The organism is Streptomyces sp. NPDC028928, assembly GCF_055564915.1.
In genome coordinates this window covers 39,978-62,220 of sequence record NZ_JBVHVI010000020.1, presented here as the reverse complement: position 1 = coordinate 62,220, position 22,243 = coordinate 39,978, and the positions used below count along the sequence as shown (strand labels likewise).

21 protein-coding genes are annotated in these 22,243 nt (G+C 72.6%); 10 read left to right on the top strand and 11 right to left on the bottom strand.

Going from position 1 to position 22,243, the window contains the following annotated elements; all coding sequences use genetic code 11:
* Positions 1-24 precede the first annotated feature (24 nt).
* From tilS to folE, 4 genes are all read left to right on the top strand, one after another.
* Positions 25-1,080, top strand: a complete 1,056-nt coding sequence (gene tilS / locus ACZ4U1_RS36020; RefSeq protein ID WP_467908381.1) for a tRNA lysidine(34) synthetase TilS — start codon at positions 25-27, stop codon at positions 1,078-1,080.
* 111 nt (positions 1,081-1,191) lie between these two features.
* Positions 1,192-1,752 carry a hypoxanthine phosphoribosyltransferase gene (gene hpt, locus ACZ4U1_RS36015; RefSeq protein WP_030342680.1) on the top strand — a complete coding sequence of 187 codons (561 nt, stop codon included), beginning with the start codon at positions 1,192-1,194 and terminating at the stop codon, positions 1,750-1,752.
* A gap of 194 nt (positions 1,753-1,946) precedes the next feature.
* Positions 1,947-3,986 carry an ATP-dependent zinc metalloprotease FtsH gene (gene ftsH / locus ACZ4U1_RS36010; RefSeq protein ID WP_467908380.1) on the top strand — a complete coding sequence of 680 codons (2,040 nt, stop codon included), beginning with the start codon at positions 1,947-1,949 and terminating at the stop codon, positions 3,984-3,986.
* A 151-nt stretch (positions 3,987-4,137) separates the two neighbouring features.
* Positions 4,138-4,743 (top strand): GTP cyclohydrolase I FolE, encoded by a 606-nt coding sequence (folE, locus tag ACZ4U1_RS36005; RefSeq protein WP_467908379.1) that lies wholly within the window; start codon positions 4,138-4,140, stop codon positions 4,741-4,743.
* Positions 4,744-4,786: 43 nt separating this feature from the next.
* Here folE and ACZ4U1_RS36000 read toward each other — a convergent pair whose 3' ends face one another.
* The 6 genes from ACZ4U1_RS36000 to ACZ4U1_RS35975 form a co-directional block, all read right to left on the bottom strand.
* The gene (locus ACZ4U1_RS36000; protein WP_467908378.1) at positions 4,787-5,275 is read right to left on the bottom strand and encodes a DUF3180 domain-containing protein; all 489 of its coding nucleotides are present in this window, start codon (positions 5,273-5,275) and stop codon (positions 4,787-4,789) included.
* A gap of 91 nt (positions 5,276-5,366) precedes the next feature.
* Positions 5,367-5,978, bottom strand: a complete 612-nt coding sequence (folK, locus tag ACZ4U1_RS35995; protein WP_467908377.1) for a 2-amino-4-hydroxy-6-hydroxymethyldihydropteridine diphosphokinase — start codon at positions 5,976-5,978, stop codon at positions 5,367-5,369.
* Positions 5,975-6,334, bottom strand: coding sequence for a dihydroneopterin aldolase (folB, locus tag ACZ4U1_RS35990; RefSeq protein WP_059251576.1), 360 nt, complete (start codon positions 6,332-6,334; stop codon positions 5,975-5,977). Before folB ends, folK begins: the two co-directional genes overlap by 4 nt.
* A gap of 228 nt (positions 6,335-6,562) precedes the next feature.
* Positions 6,563-7,099: a nuclear transport factor 2 family protein gene (locus ACZ4U1_RS35985; protein ID WP_467908376.1), complete on the bottom strand. Its 537-nt coding sequence runs from the start codon at positions 7,097-7,099 to the stop codon at positions 6,563-6,565.
* On the bottom strand, positions 7,096-8,025 hold the full coding sequence (gene folP, locus ACZ4U1_RS35980; protein ID WP_467908375.1) for a dihydropteroate synthase: 930 nt from the start codon (positions 8,023-8,025) through the stop codon (positions 7,096-7,098). Before folP ends, ACZ4U1_RS35985 begins: the two co-directional genes overlap by 4 nt.
* Positions 8,026-8,162: 137 nt before the next feature.
* Complete coding sequence (locus ACZ4U1_RS35975; RefSeq protein WP_467908374.1) at positions 8,163-9,977, bottom strand: phosphatidylglycerol lysyltransferase domain-containing protein; 1,815 nt, start codon at positions 9,975-9,977, stop codon at positions 8,163-8,165.
* A gap of 225 nt (positions 9,978-10,202) precedes the next feature.
* Here ACZ4U1_RS35975 and ACZ4U1_RS35970 point away from each other — a divergent pair, with 225 nt between their 5' ends.
* A complete protein-coding gene (locus ACZ4U1_RS35970) occupies positions 10,203-11,330 on the top strand; it encodes an alpha/beta hydrolase (protein WP_467908373.1) in 1,128 nt (375 codons plus the stop codon).
* Positions 11,331-11,427: 97 nt separating this feature from the next.
* Complete coding sequence (locus ACZ4U1_RS35965; RefSeq protein ID WP_467908372.1) at positions 11,428-12,690, top strand: hypothetical protein; 1,263 nt, start codon at positions 11,428-11,430, stop codon at positions 12,688-12,690.
* Between the two features lie 87 nt (positions 12,691-12,777).
* Here the strand turns inward: ACZ4U1_RS35965 and ACZ4U1_RS35960 are convergent, their stop codons facing one another.
* Positions 12,778-14,115: a PH domain-containing protein gene (locus ACZ4U1_RS35960; RefSeq protein ID WP_467908371.1), complete on the bottom strand. Its 1,338-nt coding sequence runs from the start codon at positions 14,113-14,115 to the stop codon at positions 12,778-12,780.
* On the bottom strand, positions 14,112-14,627 hold the full coding sequence (locus ACZ4U1_RS35955; protein ID WP_467908370.1) for a PH domain-containing protein: 516 nt from the start codon (positions 14,625-14,627) through the stop codon (positions 14,112-14,114). Before ACZ4U1_RS35955 ends, ACZ4U1_RS35960 begins: the two co-directional genes overlap by 4 nt.
* Positions 14,628-14,658: 31 nt before the next feature.
* Between ACZ4U1_RS35955 and ACZ4U1_RS35950 the strand changes: the two genes are divergently transcribed.
* Complete coding sequence (locus ACZ4U1_RS35950; RefSeq protein ID WP_467908369.1) at positions 14,659-15,810, top strand: NADH-quinone oxidoreductase subunit D; 1,152 nt, start codon at positions 14,659-14,661, stop codon at positions 15,808-15,810.
* A gap of 45 nt (positions 15,811-15,855) precedes the next feature.
* Here the strand turns inward: ACZ4U1_RS35950 and ACZ4U1_RS35945 are convergent, their stop codons facing one another.
* Positions 15,856-17,154: an SAM-dependent methyltransferase gene (locus ACZ4U1_RS35945; protein WP_467908368.1), complete on the bottom strand. Its 1,299-nt coding sequence runs from the start codon at positions 17,152-17,154 to the stop codon at positions 15,856-15,858.
* 118 nt (positions 17,155-17,272) lie between these two features.
* Here ACZ4U1_RS35945 and ACZ4U1_RS35940 point away from each other — a divergent pair, with 118 nt between their 5' ends.
* Both ACZ4U1_RS35940 and ACZ4U1_RS35935 read left to right on the top strand, forming a co-directional pair.
* Complete coding sequence (locus ACZ4U1_RS35940; protein ID WP_467908367.1) at positions 17,273-18,478, top strand: sensor histidine kinase; 1,206 nt, start codon at positions 17,273-17,275, stop codon at positions 18,476-18,478.
* A gap of 51 nt (positions 18,479-18,529) precedes the next feature.
* Positions 18,530-19,201 carry a response regulator gene (locus ACZ4U1_RS35935; protein ID WP_467908366.1) on the top strand — a complete coding sequence of 224 codons (672 nt, stop codon included), beginning with the start codon at positions 18,530-18,532 and terminating at the stop codon, positions 19,199-19,201.
* A gap of 261 nt (positions 19,202-19,462) precedes the next feature.
* On the opposite strand, the gene ACZ4U1_RS35930 is transcribed toward ACZ4U1_RS35935, so the two are convergent.
* Positions 19,463-20,566 (bottom strand): DUF5937 family protein, encoded by a 1,104-nt coding sequence (locus ACZ4U1_RS35930; RefSeq protein ID WP_467908365.1) that lies wholly within the window; start codon positions 20,564-20,566, stop codon positions 19,463-19,465.
* Between the two features lie 160 nt (positions 20,567-20,726).
* On the opposite strand from ACZ4U1_RS35930, the gene ACZ4U1_RS35925 reads away from it, so the two are divergent.
* Entirely contained in the window at positions 20,727-20,933 is a 207-nt protein-coding gene (locus ACZ4U1_RS35925) for a hypothetical protein (RefSeq protein ID WP_467908364.1), read from the top strand.
* On the opposite strand, the gene ACZ4U1_RS35920 is transcribed toward ACZ4U1_RS35925, so the two are convergent.
* Complete coding sequence (locus ACZ4U1_RS35920) at positions 20,930-22,114, bottom strand: threonine aldolase family protein (RefSeq protein ID WP_467908363.1); 1,185 nt, start codon at positions 22,112-22,114, stop codon at positions 20,930-20,932. The genes ACZ4U1_RS35925 and ACZ4U1_RS35920 overlap by 4 nt on opposite strands.
* Positions 22,115-22,243: the final 129 nt, after the last annotated feature.

Genomic DNA, 22,243 nt, shown 5'->3' with positions numbered 1-22,243 from the left:
AAAACTTCATGAAGGGAACCGGACATGGGTCCCCATCCTGCGGTCGCGGCGATACGCCTGGCGGTCCGCCGCGTCCTCCACGACATCCTCAACGACCAGACCTCCCGCGCGCACGCGAGCCCGCAGCTCGTCGGCGCGGCCCCGGACCGGACGGCCGAGCGGCCCCCCTCCCCGCTCGTCCTCGTCGCGTGCTCCGGCGGCGCCGACTCCATGGCCCTCGCCTCCGCCCTCGCCTTCGAAGCCCCCAAGCTCGGCATCCGGGCCGGCGGGATCACCGTCGACCACGGCCTCCAGCCCGGCTCCGACCTCCGCGCCGACGAGGTCGCCCTGCGAATGCGCGGGCTCGGGCTCGATCCGGTCGAGTCCGTCGCCGTCACCGTCGGCCGCGAGGGAGGCCCCGAGGCCGCCGCCCGCGACGCCCGCTACGCCGCCCTCGACGAAGCGGCCGAACGCCACGGCGCCGCCGCGATCCTGCTCGGCCACACCCGCGACGACCAGGCCGAAACCGTCCTGCTGGGTCTCGCCCGCGGCTCCGGCATCCGCTCCCTGTCCGGCATGGCCGCGGTCTCGGGGGCCGGCGGCCGTTACCGGCGGCCCTTCCTGCAGCTCGACCGGCAGACCGCCCGCAAGGCCTGCATGGTCCAGTCGCTGCCCGTCTGGGACGACCCGCACAACGCCGACCCCGCCTACACCCGCTCCCGGCTCAGGCACGAGGGCCTGCCCGCCCTGGAGAAGGCCCTCGGCAAGGGCGTCGTCGAGGCGCTCGCCCGCACCGCCCAGCTCTCCCGCGACGACGCCGACGCCCTCGACGCCTGGGCCCGCCAGGCCGAGGCCTCCGTACGGGACGCCGCCGGCCTGCTGGAGTGCGCCAAGCTGTACGCCCTCCCGCCCGCCGTACGCCGCCGGATCCTGCGCCGTGCCGCCATCGAGGCCGGTGCCCCGGCCGGTGCGCTGTTCGCCCGCCACATCGAGGAGATCGACCGTCTGATCACCGGCTGGCGCGGTCAGGGAGCCATCAATCTCCCGGGCAAAGTCGTCGCCCAGCGGCAGGGTGGCAGACTGGTGATTCGGCAAGGCTGAATCCCGACCCTCACGGAGTGACGCTCCGGCGGGCCGGGCAGCCGACGGCCGTGCGTGCGGCCGGAGCCGGTGGCCGCGCTCGCGGCCGTAAGTGCGGGACGACCGAAAGTGATGCGGGTGGACGCGAAAGACATGGGTGCCGACCTCCAGCAGGTGCTCATCACCAAGGAAGAGATCGACGCGAAGCTGGCCGAGCTGGCCGCGAAGATCGACGCGGAGTACGCGGGCAAGGACCTGCTGATCGTCGGCGTGCTCAAGGGCGCGGTGATGGTCATGGCGGACCTCGCCCGGGCGCTGTCCACCCCCGTCACCATGGACTGGATGGCCGTGTCCTCCTACGGCGCGGGCACCCAGTCCTCCGGGGTCGTCCGCATCCTCAAGGACCTCGACACCGACATCAAGGGCCGGCACGTCCTGATCGTCGAGGACATCATCGACTCCGGGCTGACCCTGTCCTGGCTGATCAACAACCTCGGTTCGCGCGAGCCCGCCTCCCTGAAGGTGTGCACGCTGCTGCGCAAGCCGGACGCCGCCAAGGTCGCCATCGACGTCGAGTGGGTCGGCTTCGACATCCCGAACGAGTTCGTCGTCGGCTACGGCCTCGACTACGCCGAGAAGTACCGCAACCTGCCGTTCGTCGGTACGCTCGCGCCTCACGTCTACGGCGGCTGAGCCACTCGGCGCAAGCGCGCCGGGATGATCGGGAACCCCAGCGGGCCCCGGGCCGTTGGAGCATGCAGAGACGGGATCCCAGCCGTCGAAACGGCTCCGTGCGGCTTCGGGCAACAATGCTGGGGTACCGTCAGAAGAACTGTCTTATCAAACTCACTATGGCAGGAGGGACGGGGCGGCACCGCTCCGTATGGATGGACGTGAAGCGATACTTCCGTGGGCCGGTCATGTGGATCGTGCTGGCCGTCCTTGCCGTGGTCGTGTTGATGCAGGTCGTCGGCTCGTCCGGCGGCTACAAGACGGTGGACACCGGCCAGGTCGTGGCGGCGATCAACGACAACAAGGTCGAGTCGGCCAAGCTCACCACCGGTGACGAACAGAGCATCAAGGTCACGCTCAAGGACGGCTACAAGGTCGAGGGCAGCTCCAAGATCCAGGCGAGCTACATCGGCGACCAGGGCGTGCAGCTGGCCGGAACGCTGCAGACCAAGTACCAGGAAAAGCAGATCACGGACGGCTACACGGTCTCGCCGTCCAAGCAGAACCCGTTCGTCGGCGTCCTGCTCTCCCTGCTGCCCTTCGTCCTGATCGTGGTCGTCTTCCTGTTCCTGATGAATCAGATGCAGGGCGGCGGCTCCCGGGTCATGAACTTCGGCAAGTCCAAGGCGAAGCTCATCACCAAGGACACCCCGAAGACGACCTTCTCCGACGTCGCGGGCTGTGACGAGGCCGTCGAGGAGCTCCAGGAGATCAAGGAGTTCCTGCAGGAGCCCGCCAAGTTCCAGGCCGTCGGCGCCAAGATCCCCAAGGGCGTGCTCCTCTACGGCCGCCCGGGTACCGGCAAGACCCTGCTCGCGCGCGCCGTCGCCGGCGAGGCGGGCGTCCCGTTCTACTCGATCTCCGGCTCCGACTTCGTGGAGATGTTCGTCGGTGTCGGTGCCTCCCGGGTCCGTGACCTGTTCGAGCAGGCCAAGGCGAACGCCCCGGCGATCGTCTTCGTCGACGAGATCGACGCGGTCGGCCGCCACCGCGGCGCCGGCCTCGGCGGCGGTCACGACGAGCGCGAGCAGACCCTGAACCAGCTGCTGGTCGAGATGGACGGCTTCGACGTCAAGGGCGGCGTCATCCTGATCGCCGCCACGAACCGCCCGGACATCCTCGACCCGGCGCTGCTGCGCCCGGGCCGCTTCGACCGGCAGATCGCGGTCGACCCGCCGGACCTGCAGGGCCGTCTGGAGATCCTCAAGGTCCACCAGAAGGGCAAGCCGGTCGCGCCCGACGTCGACCTGTCCGCCGTGGCCCGCCGCACCCCGGGCATGACCGGTGCCGACCTCGCCAACGTGCTGAACGAGGCCGCGCTGCTCACCGCCCGCGGCGACCAGAAGCTGATCGACAACAAGGCGCTGGACGAGGCGATCGACCGTGTGGTCGCGGGCCCGCAGAAGCGGACCCGGATCATGTCGGACAAGGAGAAGAAGATCACCGCGTACCACGAGGGCGGTCACGCCCTGGTCGCGGCGGCCTCGCCGAACTCCGACCCGGTCCACAAGATCACGATCCTGTCCCGCGGCCGTGCCCTGGGCTACACGATGGTCCTGCCGGACGAGGACAAGTACTCGACCACGCGCAACGAGATGCTCGACCAGCTCGCCTACATGCTGGGCGGCCGGGCGGCCGAGGAACTGGTCTTCCACGACCCGACCACCGGCGCCGCGAACGACATCGAGAAGGCCACGAACCTGGCCCGCGCGATGGTCACCCAGTACGGCATGACCGAGCGTCTCGGCGCGATCAAGTTCGGCGGCGACAACAGCGAGCCCTTCCTCGGCCGTGAGATGGCTCACCAGCGCGACTACTCGGAGGAGGTCGCCGCGCTGGTGGACGAGGAGGTCAAGAAGCTGATCGAGACCGCGCACAACGAGGCCTGGGAGATCCTGGTCGAGAACCGCGACGTGCTCGACAACCTCGTCCTCCAGCTGCTGGAGAAGGAGACCCTGGGCAAGGAGGAGATCGCCGAGATCTTCGCCCCGATCGTCAAGCGCCCGCCGCGGCCCGCCTGGACCGGTTCCTCCCGCCGTACCCCGTCCACCCGCCCGCCGGTGCTCTCCCCCAAGGAGCTGGCACTGACCAACGGTGCGAACGGCGCGACGGCGGCGATCAGCACGGCCAAGTCGACGGCCGCGGAGTCCGCCCCGGTGACGGAGCAGACCCCGGAGGACCGCCCGGAGAGCTGACCGGCCGACCGCGAGCAGACCAGTTTCGGCCAGCAGGGCCGGAATGAATGCCGCGCCCCCCAGGTTCTAGCCTGGAGGGCGCGGCATTTCGCATGTCCGCAGACGGAACGCGAGGAAAACGCGCGTGCAAGGCACAGGAACGAGGGACCAGATGACCGACCCGGTGACGCTGGACGGCGAGGGCCGCATCGGCGAGTTCGACGAGAAGCGCGCCGAGAACGCCGTGCGGGAGCTGCTGATCGCGGTCGGTGAGGACCCGGATCGCGAGGGGCTGCGGGAGACGCCGGCCCGGGTCGCGCGGGCCTACAAGGAGATCTTCGCCGGCCTGTGGCAGCAGCCGGAGGACGTCCTGACGACGACCTTCGACCTCGGACACGACGAGATGGTCCTCGTGAAGGACATCGAGGTGTACTCGACCTGTGAGCACCACCTGGTGCCGTTCCGGGGTGTCGCCCACGTCGGCTACATCCCGTCCGAGACCGGCAAGATCACGGGCCTGTCCAAGCTGGCCCGCCTGGTCGACGTCTACGCCCGCCGGCCGCAGGTGCAGGAGCGTATGACCACGCAGATCGCGGACTCCCTGATGGACATCCTGGAGCCGCGGGGTGTCATCGTCGTGGTCGAGTGCGAGCACATGTGCATGTCCATGCGCGGCATCCGCAAGCCGGGCGCGAAGACCATAACCTCGGCCGTGCGCGGTCAGCTGCGGGACGCGGCGACGCGGAACGAGGCGATGAGCCTCATCATGGCGCACTGACGGCGCTGGCGGCGCTGACGGCGTTGCCGAGCGGGGCCGGCGGTCAGGCCACCGGCTCCGCTCCCGGGTGGTTCTGGTCGTCGTCCTCCGGGAGCTTGCAGACCCGCTCCAGGAACATGGCCGCCGCTATCACGCCGACGCCGGCCAGCACCGAGAAACCGGCGTAGATCGCCTGGTCGCGGCGGGCCGGGATGTCCAGCTGCTCCAGCAGGAAGACGCCCGTGCCGCCGTACATCCCGGCGACGAGCGCGGCCACCAGGGCGCTGGCCTGGCCGAAGACAACCGCTCGGGCGGCCATCAGCGGGTCGACGCCCTTGGCGCCGGGCCGGCGCTCGCGCTGGGCCTTCAGACGGGCGCGCAGCGAGAGCGCCGTCGAGAGCAGGACCACCGCGATCAGCGCGAGGACGATGGGGGCGGCCACGGGGACGCTGGGAAGGGTCCCGATCGAGTTCCAGAGGCGGGCGCCCGCCCAGGACAGGACGCCGGCCACGACGAACACGCCCGCCAGCACCCTGATGCGCAGCTCTCTCACGGTGTCCCTTCAGTTCCCCCGGACCGTCCCGGACGGTGGTCGTCCTGGTCTTGACCCGTGTCGATGTCTTGACCCGTCTCGACCTTAACGACTACTCGGGCAGCCGGAGTTCCAGGTCCGCGCGCGGCGCCACACCCTCACGGGTGATGCCGGCCAGCAGATCGGCCACCGTGCCGCGGCCGGGGAGCTGTGCCTCGGGGTCCACGTCGTGCCAGGGCGCGAGCACGAAGGCCCGCTCGTGGGCGCGCGGGTGGGGCAGGGTGAGCTGGGGGTCGTCGGAGGTGACGCCGGCGTAGGCGACGATGTCGACGTCCAGTGTGCGCGGGCCCCAGCGCTCGTCCCGGACGCGGTGGAAGGCCTCCTCGACGGCGTGCGCCCGCTCCAGCAGGGAGGAGGGGGGCAGGGTGGTCTTGAGGACCACGACCGCGTTGAAGTACGACGGCTGGCTGCCGGGCTCGACGCCCCACGGCTCGGTCTCGTACACCGGGGAGACGGCCTTCACACGGACGCCCGGGGTGTCCTCCAGGGCGTCGACGGCGCCCTGGAGGGTCTCCAGGCGGTTGCCGAGGTTGGAGCCGATCGAGATCACGGCCCATTTGGGGTTGCTCAGTGTCGTGTCGGCGGCGTCCACCTTCTCGACGACCGAGGCGGGCACCGGCTGGACGGTCGGGTCGCTGTGACCCTGGCGGAAAGGTCGGGTCATACTCGGCTCCGGGTGATGGTGACGGTCACGTCGTCGAAGGGGACGGTGATCGGCGCGTCCGGCTTGTGGACGCAGACCTCGACCTCCTGAACCCCTTCGTGCTTCAGGCAGGTCCGGGCGATCCGCTCGGCGAGGGTCTCGATGAGGTCCACCGGCTCGCCCTCGACCACGGCCACGACCTCCTCGGCCACGATGCCGTAGTGCACGGTCTTCGCCAGGTCGTCGTCGGCCGCGGCCGGCCGGGTGTCCAGGCCAAGGACGAGGTCCACGATGAAGGTCTGGCCCTCCTCGCGCTCCTTGGGGAACACACCGTGGTGCCCGCGGGCCTTGAGGCCGCGCAGCGCGACACGATCCACGCGAATCACTCCTGCAATCGTCGGGAACGACCGGCCGGTACCGCGTGCGGGCGGCACGCCGGTCTCAGACGAATCTACCTGCGGGCACCGACAAAGCCGGGCCGCGGGGGCGCCGGCACCGGCCGCCACCCGGAGGGTTCACCGCGTGTTTCCCCTGGGGAACCCGGCCCTGTCATGGGCTGGTAGCCGCTCCTACCCCGGGGTAGGTGATTCCAACCACGTCCCGGCTCAGGCGAGGGGGCCGCCGTCCGGATCCACGCCGTTCACGTGCTGGTCGTCGTCGCCGTCGTCGTCGGTCTCGGCGAGTACGGGGGAGGCGTGGTGCGACCAGAGCTTCCAGCCGGAGGGGGTGCGCCGGAACACGTTCGTGGCGACGACGAGCTGGCCGACCAGCGGACCCAGCTCGGCGCCCTCCTCGGGGGCGGGCCCGCCGCTGAGGATGTTCTCCGTGCAGGTCACGACCGCGGTGTCACCGGTCACGGAGACGTGCACATCGGTCAGGAAGAACTGGATGTAGTCGGTGTTGGCCATGATCAGGGCGTACGACCGGAGGACCTCGCCACGGCCGGTGAGGACCGGCCAGCCGGGGTGGACGCAGGAGATCACGCCGGTGTCCGCGGGGTCGTGGTAGGTCTCGTCCACGCCCAGGTCGGCGGGGGTCAGCCAGAGGGAGGAGACCTCCTCGAAGTCGCCGCGTTCCAGCGCCTCGTAGAAGGCGGTGTTGGCGGCCTCCACCTGCTCGACGTCGGTGTGGGGGGCGCTCACCGGTCTCCGTCCGCCCCGCGCTCGCCCTCAGCGCCCGGCGCCGTTCCCGTCGTACGCGCCCCCTCCTCGCGTGCCCCCTCCACGGCCCGTGCCACCCGGACCGCGTCCGCCGTGGCGCGTACCTCGTGCACGCGCACCGCCCAGGCGCCGGCGTGGGCCGCGAGTGCGGAGACGGCGGCCGTGGCCGCGTCGCGCTCCCGGGCGGGCGGGGGAGCGCCCTCGGGGCCGGCGAGGACCCGGCCGAGGAACCGCTTGCGGGAGGCGGCGACCAGCAGGGGGTGGCCGAGGGTGTGCAGGCGGTCGAGGTGGGCGAGGAGCGCGAGATCGTGCTCGGCCTCCTTGGAGAAGCCGAGGCCCGGGTCGACGACGATGCGCTCCGGGGCGATGCCGCCGGCCAGCACGGCCTCCACGCGCGCGTGCAGCTCCTCCACGACCTCCCCGACGACGTCCTCGTACACGCCCTTGACGTTGCCGCCCTGGAGGAAGCCGCGCCAGTGCATGACGACGAAGGGGGCGTCCGCGGCGGCGACCACCGGGATCATCGCCGGGTCGGCGAGGCCGCCGCTGACGTCGTTGACGAGGGCGGCGCCGGCCGCGAGGGCCTGTTCGGCGACGGAGGCGCGCATGGTGTCGACGGAGACGACGACTCCCTCGGAGGCGAGGCCGCGCACCACGGGGATGACCCGCCGCAGCTCCTCCGCCTCGTCCACGCGCGTGGCCCCGGGCCGGGTGGACTCGCCGCCGACGTCGACCAGGTCCGCGCCCTCGGCGACGAGATCCAGGCCGTGCTTGACGGCGACGGTCGTGTCGAACCAGCGGCCGCCGTCGGAGAAGGAGTCGGGGGTCACGTTCACGACCCCCATGACCGCGCACCGGTCCCATGCCGGAAGGCCGGCGACTCGGCCGCGCCCGCTGAGGTTGTTCATACGTTCAGCGTAGGCCCAGCAGGGTGCCGGGAACGCGCCGCGGCCCGGGCGGAAGCCCCCGTGCTGGAGGGGGAGGGGGCTTCCACCCGGGCCGGTCTCGGGGCCGTACCGCTCGGCGCGTGCACGACTCGGCCTGCTCAGGCCGCTCGCACGTCCCGTTCGGTCACCGCGTGTGCGCAGGGGCGCCCGGTGGTCGTCCGGCGCCGGCGCAGGAAGCGCGGCAGCGGGAGGGCGAAGTTGACGAAGCCCTCCGCCTGCATGGCGGCGAAGCCGATGCGGGGCAGGTCGGCGGAGGCCCGGTAGACCACGAACCGCGGCTCCCAGCGGGGCTGGAACTTGGCGTTGAACTTGTACAGCGACTCGATCTGGAACCAGCGCGAGAGGAACACCAGCAGCCCGCGCCAGGCGCGCAGCACCGGACCGGCGCCGATCTTCTCCCCGCGCGCGAGGGCCGAGCGGAACATCGCGAAGTTCAGCGAGACCCGGGTGATGCGGAACTTCGGCGCGGCCTGCAGGGCGGCGACGATCAGCAGCTCGTTCATGCCCGGGTCGGCGCTGCGGTCACGGCGCATCAGGTCCAGCGAGACGCCGTCCGTGCCCCAGGGCACGAAGTGGAGTATCGCCTTCAGGTCGCCGTACTCGCCCGGTTCGTCGTCGGCCTTGTGCGCGGTGGCGATCAGGCAGTCGCCGTCGGACGGGTCGCCGATGCGGCCGAGCGCCATGGAGAAGCCGCGCTCGGTGTCCGTCCCGCGCCAGTCCTCCGCCGCCCGGCGGATCCGCTCCAGCTCGGCGTCGCCGAGGTCACGAACACGCCGTACCCGGGTCTCGTAGCCGGCCCGCTCGATGCGCTTGACCATCTGGCGCACGTTGCGCATCGCGCGTCCGGCGAGTGAGAAATCCGCCACGTCCACCACCGCCTCGTCGCCCAGCTCCAGGGCGTCCAGGCCGGTCTCACGGGTCCACACCTCGCCGCCCGTCTCCGAGCAGCCCATGACCGCGGGCGTCCAGGAGTGGGCCCTGGCCTCGTCCATGAAGCGCTCGATGGCGCCCGGCCAGGCCTCGACGTCCCCGATGGGGTCGCCGCTGGCGAGCATCACCCCGGACACGACCCGGTAGGTGACGGCGGCCTTGCCGCTCGGCGAGAACACGACCGCTTTGTCGCGGCGCAGCGCGAAGTGGCCGAGCGAGTCGCGCCGGCCGTGCTTCTCCAGCAGCGCGCGCAGCTTCACCTCGTCCTCCTCGGTGAGGTGCGCGGCCGGGTGCTCGGGGCGGAAGGCCAGGTAGATGGTGGTGACCGCGGTGATCCAGCCGAGGGCGCCGAGGGAGAACGCGACCGTCCAGGAGGTGTTGCCCTGGTAGTCGACCGGGCCCTCGAAGCCGAACAGCCCGTAGATGACGTGCGTCAGCCGGTCGGCCAGACTCGGGTCGCCGATCGTCCGGTTGGGGTGGACGCTGACGATGACCAGGCCCAGGGCGAGGGAACCGGCGCTCATGAGCACGAAGTTGGCGAGCGCCCGCCACCTGCTGCGCGGGTCGGGAAGCGCCGCGAACTGGTCCCGGTGGCGCAGCAGCGGCACCAGCAGCGCGACCGCGATGAGCACGCCGACGATCGAGTGCCGGTACGCGAACTGCGCCGCCGCCCCCGCCGGGAGCAGCGCGACCGCGGCGCGCCAGGCCCGGCGCTTGCGCCGCTTGAGCCCGTGCGCGAGCAGCAGCAACAGCACGCCCGCGCTGAGCGAGAGCGCCGCCGCGAACGGGCCGAAGGAGCCCGGCAGCACCTCGGCGATGGCGTGCATACGGCTGTGCCTGAAGCGCGGGAAGACGCCCGCGGCGATGTCCAGGAGGCCCACGAGCGCGGCCGCCCTGCCGACCCAGACGGGGACGGCCTCGGGGCGCGGGCCGCGCAGTATGCGCCGCGCCCTGCTTGATCGGCCCGGAACCTCGCCCGACATTTCCCCATCTATCCTGACAGACATCGCATCCCGTAGTTCTGCGAGAGACCTTGGACCCGGGCCCGATCGGGCGTCCGGCGACATTGCGCCCTCTAGGACGGTGTCTCGGGGAGAGAGGTTCACTCCCCACCGGAAAGTCGGGTCAAAGGCCAAGGAAAGCCCCGGGCAAGTCCACGCGACGATGCGTGGCCGCGCACGGGCGGAAAGCGCAGGCAGGAAGCAGCCATGGGTCTCACGAGCAACAAAGTGCTGGTGCTGGCGATTCTGATCGCCCTGGTGCTGTTCATCGGCACGGTGTGGCTGTGGCCGCGCCTGGCGCGCCAGAACTGGCGGACCGTCAGCGGACGGATCGGTCTGCTGCTGTTCACCCAGGTGGCGCTCTTCGCCTGCGTCGGGCTCGCCGCCAACCAGGCGTTCGGTTTCTACGCCAGCTGGGCCGACCTGTTCGGCAAGGAGACCGACCAGGGCGTGGTCATCGACCACTCGGCCAACGGCAGCACCGGCGGCCCGCTCCAGGTGGTCTCCACCTCCGACGTGCCGGGCGTGCGCGCCGCGCGGCCGGAGACGGGCGGGCAGATCCAGAAGGTCGACATCGTGGGCCGTACGACCCACATGGTCACGCCGGCGTACGTCTACCTGCCGCCGGAGTACTTCCAGCCGCAGTACCGGACCCGTACGTTCCCGGTCTCGGTCGTGCTGACCGGCTACCCGGGCACCTCGCGGTCGCTGGTGGACAAGCTGAACTACCCGAGCACGGCGCAGCGGCTGGCCAAGGACGGGCGGATGCAGCCGATGATCCTCGTGATGCTGCGGCCGACGGTGGCGCCGCCGCGGGACACCGAGTGCGTGGACGTACCGGGCGGGCCGCAAGCGGAAACGTTTTTTGCCAAAGATCTGCCGGACGCCGTCCTGAGCCACTACCGGGCCGGCAAGCGGCCGGGCAGCTGGGGCGTCATCGGCGACTCCACGGGCGGCTACTGCGCGCTCAAGCTCGCCATGCACCACCCGAACGTCTACGCGGCCGGTGCGGGCCTCTCGCCGTACTACAAGGCGCCGATCGACCCCACCACCGGTGACCTCTTCCACGGCGACAAGACGCTGCAGAACCGTTCCGACCTGTTCTGGCTGCTGGAGCACGAGGAGGCGCCGGACACCTCACTGCTCGTCACCAGCAGCAAGGTCGGCGAACACAACTACAAGTCCACGCTGAAGTTCATAGAGCAGGTGCAGGCCACCAACCTGACCCGGATCTCCTCGATCATCCTGGAGAGCGGCGGGCACAACTTCAACACCTGGCGGCGCGAGATCCCGCCGACGCTCCAGTGGATCAGCGGCCGGCTCACCGACCGCTGACCCGGTGGGCCCCCGACGCCCCGTGAAGCCTTCCGGATGGCTGTGTTTTTACGGGGCGGGGACCCATGATTCGCCTACGCGCGGTAAGTTTCTGGCCATGCCACGTGGACGCCACCGCCATTCCCCGCCTCTGCACCGGCTGTTGCCTCCCTCGGCGATCGCCGGCGTCTCCGTCGTCTGCGCGCTGGGTCCCTGGGTGTTCTCCGAGGCCACCGTGTTGCGCGCGCTCGCCGCTGCGGCCGCCGCGACGGCGGTCGTCGGCGCGGTCGTGATGCGCCGCTGGGACGCGCAGGCGGGCAAGCGGGTCGCCGAACTCACGCGCGCGCGTGCGGGCGACGAGTGGCGGTACGAGGAACGGGTCGCCGAACTGGAGACCGACCTGGAGGAATCCCGCGAACTGCGCGCCAAGCTGGAACAGCGGCTGCGTGCCAAGCGGGCCGAGCTGGCCGGCCTGCGCAACGAGCACGCGGCCCTGCTGCGCCGGTACGCCACCGCCGAGACCGAGCGCGCGAGCGCCCTGGAGGGGCGGCGGCGGCTGGAGATCGAGGCGGCGGTGCCCGTGCAGTCGTCGTCGCCGGCCTTGCCGCCCGCGCGCAGTGCCGAACCTGTGGCTTCTTCGGAGGAGCCCGGGACCGAGGGGCGGCCGGCGGTGTTCTCGCCCGAGGGCGCCCGCCTGTACCGGCAGGCCCTGACGGCTCTGGCCCTGTTCGACCGGGAGACCGCGAGCGAGCCCGAGGCCGAGACCGAGGCCGAGTCCGAGGCGGAAGCAGAGGCAGCGGAGGCCGAGTCCGGTTCCGGGGGCGTCGAGGGGGAAGCCGCTGAGCCGGTGACGGCCTCCGAGGACACCGAGGACACCGAGGCCGAGGCCGGTGCGGCGGAGGCGCCGGTGGCATCGGAGGCAGCGTCAAAGGCTCCGGAGGCTCCGGAGAGCGCGGCCACCGGCACCGGCGCGGTCGCCAAAGGAGAAGGCGCCGCGGCAGCCCTGACGGACGGCGCCGACGCCTCCCACGCGGTCGAGGTCGCGCCCCCCGCGGGCCAGCCGCCCGCCGGGCACTTCACGGTGCCGACCGCGGTGGCCGTCGTACCGGCGACGCCCGCGCGCCGCCCGGTGGTCGAGGGCGGGTTCGACTTCTTCGGCACCCAGAAGGGCGCGCCGAAGACCACGCTGGACTCCGTGCAGAACGAGGACCTCGCCGACGTGGTCGGCCCGGAGGCGCTCGCCGTGCACAAGGCCGAGTCCGAGGCCGGGTTCAAGCCGGCCGACGCGCGGTCCCGGGAGGTCGGCCAGGTCATCGACCTGACGGCACACGACGAGACCGAGCAGATCGACGTCCAGGGGCTGCGCAGCGCGGCCTCCTGAGTCCCCGTCAGCCACAGCCTGCGAACACCGGGCCCGGCCCTCACACGAGGGAGCCGGGCCCGAGGTGTCGGGTCGGGTGGGCGCCGGTCAGTCGGTGGTCATCCAGCGGTCGGGGAGGGCGTCCCGGCGGCCTGTGCGGGATCGTTCCGCTTGTTCGCCGAGGAGCCGCGCGGCCTCCTCCGCGTCCCGCAGCCGGGCCGTGACGGTCTTGTCGGCCCCGGTGTCCACGTGTACGTCGGCGAGTCCCCAGCGGCGCTCCCAGGGCCCCTGGGTGAGCCGTACGCTCTGCACCTTGGCGTGCGGGACGAGCGAGAGCCGGCGGCACAGCAGGCCGCTCCGGGCGGCGAACACGGTGCCGGTGACCGCGAGCCGGTGCCCGCGCCACCACACCGGCACGCACCACCGGGCCCGGCGCGGCACCCGCGACAGTTCCCGGGGCACCGTCACACCGGGCAGCACCCGCGCGACGACCTCCTCGGCGACCGCGCGCGGGGCGACCGGTATCAGCACCGAGTTCTCGGATCCGGCCACGTCCAGTTCCACCCGCACCCAGCCGCGCCGCCGCCACAGCAGCGGCTCCACGATCCGGACGGTCTGCACCCGGCCGGGCGGCACCGTCTCGTGCGTGCGGTCGAGCAGTCCGTGGTCGATGCGCAGCCCGTCCGGGGACTCGCTCACCGTCCAGTCGAACTCGGTGACGAACCGGCCCACACTGCTCGCGCCGGCCGCGCCGAGCAGGGGCACGGCACTGGCGACGACCGTCCACAGGCTGTGGGTGGTCAGCCACAGCACGGTCGGTACGACCAGCGCGGCGCACAGCGAACCCCAGGTGGCGCCCGTCAGCACCAGGGAGCGCACCAGCTCGCGCGGCGGCACGCGCAGCAGCGTCCGCGCCGGCGCCTCTCCGACCTCGTGCGCCGTCTCCGGGGCGAAACCCGCCGCGCGCGCGAGCAGTTCCGCGCGCAGGGCACGCGCCTCCCGCTCGCCCAGGAAGGCCAGCTCGTCCTTGTCGTCGGCGCCGACGACGTCGATCCGCAGCTTCGCGACGCCCGCCACGCGCGCGAGGAGCGGACGGGAGACGTCCACGGCCTGGATGCGCTCCAGCCGGATGTGCGCGGTCCGCCGGAACAGCAGTCCGGTCCGTATGCGCAGTTCCGTGCCGGTGACGGCGTAGTGCGTGAACCACCAGGACAGGAAGCCGTAGAGGCCGGCCGCCGGCACCAGGACCGCGAGTCCCAGCAGGAGCATGGTCCCGGTCAGCCGGGTGAGCTGCTCCTGGGCGCTGTTCGGGTCGTGCACCGCCCAGCCGGCCAGTACGGCGAGCGGCGCCCACGCCCGGCGGAAGGGCGTGACGGGGTGCAGCCGGCGCTCGGTGACGGGCGGGCGCTCCGGTATGCCGTCGTCGGTGTGCTCGGGGGTCGTCACAGGCCCGCCGATCGTGCCTCGCCCAGCTCGGTCAGCCGGTCGCGCAGACGTTCCGCCTCGGCCGGGTCCAGGCCGGGGACGGTCGCGTCGGTCGCGGCGGCGGCCGTGTGCAGCTGCACGGTGGCCAGCCCGAAGCGCCGCTCCAGCGGCCCGGAGGTCACCTCCACCAGCTGCATCCGCCCGTACGGCACCACCGTCTCCTCGCGCCACAGGACACCGCGGCTGATCAGCAGGTCGTCCGCGCGCTCGGCGTACCGCCAGGACCGCCAGTTGCGCTCCAGCAGCCGCCAGCACCAGGCGGCGAAGACCGGCGGCAGCAGCGCGCAGGCCGCCCACGCGGGCCCCGCGAAGAGCCCCGGCAGCAGCCCCGCGGCGACCGCGAGCACCCCCGCCCACACCACCAGCACCAGCCGGCGCACCTTCAGCAGCCCGGGCTCCAGCCCGCGCCACACCGGCTGCTCCGCCGGTGCTCCGGCCCCGTCCAGGCTCCCCGTTTCGCTCCCCGTTTCCATGAGGCCAGCGTACGTAGGGGAAACTGGGGTCATGACTCCTACGACGGAGACCACGGTCGGCATCGGCGGCGCGGCGGAGAGCACCGACATGGTGCTCAACATCGGGCCCCAGCACCCGTCCACGCACGGCGTGCTGCGGCTCAGGCTCGTGCTGGACGGGGAGCGCATCGTGCGCGCGGAGCCGGTGATCGGCTATATGCACCGCGGCGCCGAGAAGCTCTTCGAGGCACGCGACTACCGGCAGATCATCGTGCTCGCCAACCGCCACGACTGGCTGTCGGCGTTCTCGAACGAGCTGGGCGTGGTCCTCGCCGTGGAGCGGATGCTCGGCATGGAGGTCCCCGAGCGGGCGGTGTGGACCCGCACCCTGCTCGCCGAGCTGAACCGGGTGCTGAACCACCTGATGTTCCTCGGCTCCTACCCGCTGGAGCTTGGCGGGATCACTCCGGTGTTCTACGCGTTCCGGGAGCGCGAGGTGCTCCAGAACGTCATGGAGGAGGTCTCCGGCGGGCGCATGCACTACATGTTCAACCGCGTCGGCGGCCTCAAGGAGGACCTGCCGGCGGGCTGGACCGCACGCGCGCGTGCCGCCGTCGCCGACGTGCGCTCGCGCATGGACGTCTTCGACGACCTGGTCCTAGGCAACGAGATCTTCCGGGGCCGCACGCGGGACGTGGGCGTGCTGGCACCGGAGGCCGTGCACGCCTACGGCGTGAGCGGGCCCATCGCGCGCGGCTCGGGCGTCGACTTCGACCTGCGCCGCGACGAGCCGTACCTGGCCTACGGCGACCTCCAGGACACGCTCGAGGTCGTCACCCGGAGCGAGGGCGACTGCCTCGCCCGCTTCGAGGTGCTGCTGGCGCAGACCCACAACGCGCTGGACCTCGCCGACGCCTGCCTGGACCGGATCGCCGAGCTGCCGCCCGGGCCGATCAACCAGCGGCTGCCGAAGGTGCTGAAGGCGCCCGAGGGGCACACGTACGCGTGGACCGAGAACCCGCTCGGGATCAACGGCTACTACCTGGTCAGCAAGGGCGAGAAGACCCCGTACCGGCTGAAGCTGCGCTCGGCGTCGTACAACAACATCCAGGCGCTCACCGAGCTGCTGCCGGGGACGCTGGTGGCGGACATGGTGGCGATCCTGGGCTCGATGTTCTTCGTGGTCGGCGACATCGACAAGTAGGCCGCGCGGGCCTGCGGGGCGCCGTTCACCGCCCCGGGGCGCGGTTCACCGGTCCGGCGGGTCCTGTGGGGCCTGGCCGAGCGGGTCCGGGATGCCCACCGGCTGGAGCAGCCAGCCGAAGTCGCCGAGACCGCCCGGTGCCGTCAGCTCGGCGGCCTCACCGGCACTCGCCAGGGCGCGCACATAGGCGGACGGGTCCGTCGAGGCCAGCGCCAGCGGGGGGCGTGCGCCGGTGATGTCCAGAGCGCGCAGAGCGGCGCGTTGCGTGAGCAGGCGCGCGGGAGGAAGCATGCGCGCCGTTTCGTGGGTCCCGTGCGCCGTGGTCGGGGGCGCCTGCGCCGTGTTGCCAGGCGTACGGGAAGGACTGTGCGCTGCGCTGGACGGCGTGTGCGCCGTGTCTGATGGCGTCGGGGAGGAAGTGCGGGCCGTGTCGGCCGGCGTGTGCGCCGTGCCTGTGGGGGCTTGGGAGGGGGCGCGCGCCGTGTCGTACGGCGTGGGCGCTGTGTCCGAAGGCGCTCGGCCCGCGCTGGGCGCCGGGGCGCACGCGTCCGCGCACGCGTCCAGGGCGACGTGGGCCGTGATGTCGCACGACCCGTCCGGCACGGGTGCCGTCTCGCGGCCCTCCCGGAAGCCGGTGAGTGTGCCGAACGGGGGGCGCGTGTCCACGGTGTGGGCGTAGTCCACGGCCACCGCGAGCCCCCGCTCCACCCGCTCCACGGCCGCCGCCCAGGCCCGGTCCCGGGGCAGCCCGATCTCGGCCCGCAGCCCCTCCTCGGGCGGCAGCGGCCACCAGCGCGCGAGCCAGTCGGCCGCCGCGCCCGTCACGGGCTCCCCGAGCCGCTCGGAGCCGTCCTCCGCGACGAGCACCAGCCGGGGCACGCCCGCGGAGTCCACCTCCACGACGTCCACCGGGACGTTGTCCAGCCACTCGTTGGCGAACAGCAGCCCGGTGACCGCGTCCGGCAGTTCGCTCAGCCAGGTGATCCGTCCGTCCAGGCCGGCCGGGCGGTCGGCGATCTCCACGGCGTACACGCGCGCGCGTGCCGCCACGTCGGCCGGCAGCGCGGCGAGCACCCCGCCGGCCAGCTCGCCCCGCCCGGCACCCATGTCGACGAAGTCCAGCACCGGGGGCCGGCCGAGCGCGGCGTCGACCCGGCACAGCAGCGCGGCCACGGCGCGCGCGAACAGCGCGGAGGCGTGCACGGACGTACGGAAGTGACCGGCCGGGCCCTCCGGGCGCCGGTAGAACCCGCCGGGGCCGTACAGGGCCGTCTCGGCCGCCGCGCGCCAGCCGCGCGGGCCGGGATTCCCGCGGGCACCCTCCGCCGTCGTCTCATCCGTCACCGGACCAGACTAGGCACACAGATGATCACGGCATCCACCTTGGGGAGTACGTGCGCCGAGCACGGATCGACCCAACGGTTGACCCCTGCACGCATCCGGTTTCCCTACTCTGGGTTACGTGCAGCGCCTCTATGACTTCCTCCGCCGCCACCCGACCTGGGTCGACGTCTTCTGGGCCGTCGTCCTGCTCGGGGTGTCCGCGGTGAGCGTGGTCAACCTCCACGGGACGCCCGGCAATCACGGGTCGATCCCCGCGGGGATGGCGGTGTCCGCGGTGCTGTGTGCCGTCGTGGCGCTGCGCCGCCGTTTCCCGGAGCCGATGCTGCTGGTCGCTCTCGTGACCGGGCTGGCCCAGGTGGTCCTGGACGTCGAGACGACCGTCGCCGACTTCGCCATGCTGGTGATCACCTACACGGTCGCCGCGGTCGGCGCCCGCTGGGCCTCCCGGCTCGCCCTCGCCGTCAGCCTCTGTGCGGCGACCGTGGCCCAGATCCGCTGGCCGGAGGAGCAGGCCGGCTTCCCCGGGCAGGTCGCCATAGCGGTGTTCCAGACCGTTCCCTTCGCCCTCGCCTGGGTGCTCGGCGACTCCATGCGCACCCGGCGCGCCTACTTCGCCCAGCTGGAGGAGCGCGCGGCCCGCCTGGAGAAGGAGCGCGAGGCGCAGGCGAAGGTCGCGGTGGCCGCCGAGCGCGCCCGGATCGCGCGCGAGCTGCACGACGTCGTCGCGCACAACGTGTCGGTGATGGTGGTGCAGGCCGACGGCGCCGCCTACGTCATGGACACAGCGCCCGACCAGGCGAAGAAGGCCCTGGAGACGATCTCCTCCACCGGCCGCCAGGCCCTGGCCGAGATGCGCCGCCTGCTGGGCGTGCTGCGCACCGGGGAGCACCAGGAGAGCGGGGAGTACGTCCCGCAGCCCGACGTCGAGCAGATCGACGACCTCATCGAGCAGTGCCGCAGCTCCGGCCTGCCGGTCGACTTCAAGGTGGAGGGCACCCCGCGCCCGCTGCCCAGCGGCGTGGAGCTGACCGCGTACCGGATCGTGCAGGAGGCGCTCACCAACACGCGCAAGCACGGCGGGCCGAACGCGGGCGCGAGCGTACGCCTGGTCTACTTCGACGACGGCCTCGGCCTGCTGGTCGAGGACGACGGCAAGGGCGCCCCGCACGAGCTGTACGAGGAGGGCGGCGCCGACGGGCAGGGGCACGGCCTGATCGGCATGCGCGAACGCGTCGGCATGGTCGGCGGCACGCTGGACGCCGGCCCGCGCCCTGGCGGAGGATTCCGCATCAGCGCCCTGCTGCCGCTCAAACCGGCGCACTGACCGATCCCTGACCCTCCCTGACCCTCCCTGACCCCGAACGGAAGAGGCCCGATGACGATCCGCGTGATGCTCGTGGACGACCAGGTGCTGCTGCGCACCGGGTTCCGGATGGTGCTCGCCGCGCAGCCGGACATGGAGGTCGTCGCGGAGGCGGGCGACGGCGTGGAGGCCCTCCAGGTGCTGCGGGCCACCGCCGTCGACGTGGTCCTGATGGACGTCCGCATGCCGAAACTCGACGGCGTGGAGACCACCCGCCGCATCTGCGCGGACCCGAACCCGCCGAAGGTCCTCATCCTGACCACCTTCGACCTGGACGAGTACGCCTTCTCCGGGCTGAAGGCGGGCGCCTCCGGTTTCATGCTCAAGGACGTGCCGCCCGGCGATCTCCTCGCCGCCATCCGTGCCGTGCACAGCGGTGACGCGGTCGTGGCGCCGTCCACCACCCGGCGCCTGCTGGACCGCTTCGCGCCGATGCTGCCCTCCGCCGGCAAGGAGCCCCAGCACAAGGAGCTGGAGCGGCTCACCGAGCGGGAGCGCGAGGTGATGGTGCTGGTCGCGCAGGGTCTGTCCAACGGCGAGATCGCGGCCCGGCTGGTGCTGAGCGAGGCGACCGTGAAGACCCATGTGGGCCGCATCCTGACCAAGCTCGGGCTGCGCGACCGGGTGCAGGTGGTCGTGCTCGCGTACGAGACGGGGCTGGTGCGGGCAGGCGGCCACGGCTGACGGCTGCGACCCGGTCCCCGGCTCGGACGGTTGCCCCCCGGCTCCGGCTCGGACGGTTGCCCCCCGGTTCCGGCTCGGACGGTTGCCCCCCCGGTTCCGGCTCGGACGGTTGCCGCCCGGGTCCTCGGCTGAGATGGCTGTCCCCGGTTCCGGCTCGGACGGTTGCCGCCTGGCCCCGGCTCAGACGGCTGGCGCCCGGTCCCCGGCTCAGATGGCTGCCGCCCGGGTCCCCGGCTCAGACGGCTGCCGCCCGCCCCCCGCTCAGCGCAGGACGCCCTCGATGAAGTCGCTGCCCAGCCGGGCCACCGCGGACAGGTCCAGCTGGTGCTGGACGTACCGGCCGCGCCGGCAGTCGGTGATCAGGCCCGCCTTCTTCAGCACGCTCAGGTGCCGGGATATCTCGGGCGCCGACATGCCGTGGGCGTCGGCCAGTTCGCTCGTGGTGTGCGGGGCGCGCGCGAGGTGCCGGCACAGCCGCATCCGCACCGGGTGCGCCAGCGCCTCCAGCCGGCGCGTGAGCTGCTCCACGGACGGGGCCTGCGGCCGGGAACCGCTCGCGGGGTAGGTGATCGCGGGCTGCCAGCCGTACCGGTGCAGGACCATCACGTGTGGCCAGCCGAGGCTGGTCGGCACCAGCACCAGGCCGCCGTCGCCGGTGGCGGTGCGGCCCACCAGCAGCTTGTCGACCGTGACGACCCCGGCCTCCTCGTCCAGCGAGATCGCCCCGGACAGGGACGCGAGGGCCTCGCCGAGCCCCTTTCGGCGCAGCAGTTCCGTCTTGTGCCGGGCGTCCGCGGCCAGCTGGGGCTGGATGCGGGCCCAGGTGTCGGCGAAGAAGGCGTCGTCGCAGTCGAGCATCAGCTGCCGGAACCAGGCGCGGACGACGGGCGGATCCGCCAGCAGGCGGCGCGTGAACCGCTCCTGGACGGCACCGCGCGCGGCGGCCAGCTCCAGGGAGCGCCGGCGCAGCTCCGGGTCGTCCAGCGGGCCGGGCTCCTGGACGTCGTAGCGCAGCTGGCAGGTGAACTCCAGGGCGGCGTTGACGAACTGTTCGTCCGTCAGCTTGTCCAGCAGGTCCAGCTCCTCCGCGAGCGTGGCCCCGGGGAGCGCGCGCCCGCCCGGGATGCCGGCGAACGGCGCGAAGACGTCCGAGAACGTCGAACGCCACAGGAAGTCCGCCTCGCACAGCCGGTCGGCCAGACCCGGGTCCAGCCGGGTGGACACGGCGGTCGCCCAGCCCTGTAGCTCCGGGTGGTGGCCGGGCTCGCTCAGCGCGTGCAGCGCCATCCCCATCTCCGCCAGCGGGGAGGGCACGACGGAGACCCTCTCCAGGGGCAGTCCGGTGATGTCGATGGTCACGCTCATGTCCCCATGGTGCACCGGGCCACTGACAGCGCCCCCGTGGATTGACGGCAGCTGTCAATCCACGGGACACCAGCGCCGATCAGGAGCAACGTTGGGGGCGCCAGGGCAGCCGCGGAGCCCGATCGGTCACCCCTCAGCCACGTCCCGAAGGCGGTCCTCCATGAGCGTCACCCAGCAGTACCTCCTCGACAGCTACCGCGCCCGCCTGCACGGCGAGCCCGAGCCGCCCGCGCCGGGCCGCCACGACCTCGACCTCGTCCGCGAGGTGCGCGACCACCGGCGCTTCCGCGCGGTCATCGCCGGACGACCGGCGCCCGGGCGGCTCCGGCGAACCCTGGCCCGCTGGCTGCGCCCCCGCGCCCTCTAGGCCCTCCCGGGCAGGCGGTCCACGAAGTCCCGTACGGCCGCGCGGACGTCGTCCGCCGTCCACTCGAGGCCCGCGGCCTGGACGCCGACCTCCGTGAACGCGAGGCCGGGCCCGCCGGCGTCCCAGGCGTTCGCGAAGAGCATCACCGAGGTCTCCTCGGCCTGGCGGACGGCCGCCTCGGCGGCCACCTCCGGCTCGTACGGCAGCCAGACCTGGAACTGGTGGGTGTGCGGCTCCTCCGGGTGGACGCGGGCCCAGGACAGCCCGGCCGCCGCGAAGCCCTCGCGCAGCGCGGCGGCCACCACGCGCGCGTGCCGCACGTACTCGGGCAGCCGGGGCACTTCGCGCTCCAGGCCGACGAGCGCGGACAGGACGGTCGGGAACTGCTGGAAGATCATGCCGCCGTACCGGTGCCGCCAGGTCTTCGCCTCCTCCACCAGCGTCCGCGGACCGGCGAGCGCGGCGCCGCCGAAGCCGCCGACGGACTTGTAGAACGACACGTAGACGCTGTCGGCGAGGCCCGCGATCTCCTCCAGCGGGCGCCCGAAGTGCTCGGTGCACTCCCACAGGCGCGCGCCGTCGAAGTGCACCACCGCGTCGCGCTCCCGCGCCGCCTCGACGGCCTCGGTCAGCTCTTCCCAGGTGGGCAGCACGAAACCGGCGTCCCTGAGGGGCAGCTCCAGCATCAGCGCCCCGAAGGGCTCTTCGAGGTCGCGTATCTCGGCCGCCGTGGGCAACCGGCGCCCACCGCCCACCCTGACCGGACGCAACCCGCTGACCTGGCTGAACGCCTGCCGTTCGTGCACCTCCGGGTGGGCCATCGGGTGCAGGGCCACCGTCGGGTCGCCGGTGCGGGCCGCCCAGCAGCGCAGGGCCACCTGCTGCGCCATGGTGCCCGTCGGGAAGAACGCGGCGGCCTCGGTGCCGAGCAGCGCGGCGACCCGCTCCTCCAGGGCGGCCACGATCCGGTTGCCGTAGACGTCGGCCGGCTCGTCCAGGTCGTAGACGCCGTCCGCGGCCTCCGTCAGCTCCGTGAGTCGTTCGCGGAGCGTGCCCGCCCAGCCCCCGCGGGCCAGCGTGCGGCGCGCCTGCCGCTGGGCCGCCGTGCGCCGCTCGCGCAACCGCTCCCGTGCCGCCTGTTCCGTGTCCTGCCCTGTGCGCTGTTCAGCCGTGTCGGTCATGCCGTGGATCATGCCCTGCACGGCCCCGCGCGACAGCCGGGTTTTCCCGTGACGGAGGCGCGGGCGACGACGTGGCGAAACCCACAGCCTGTGGACGGCCGGCCGTCGCCCCACCCGATAGCGTTAACA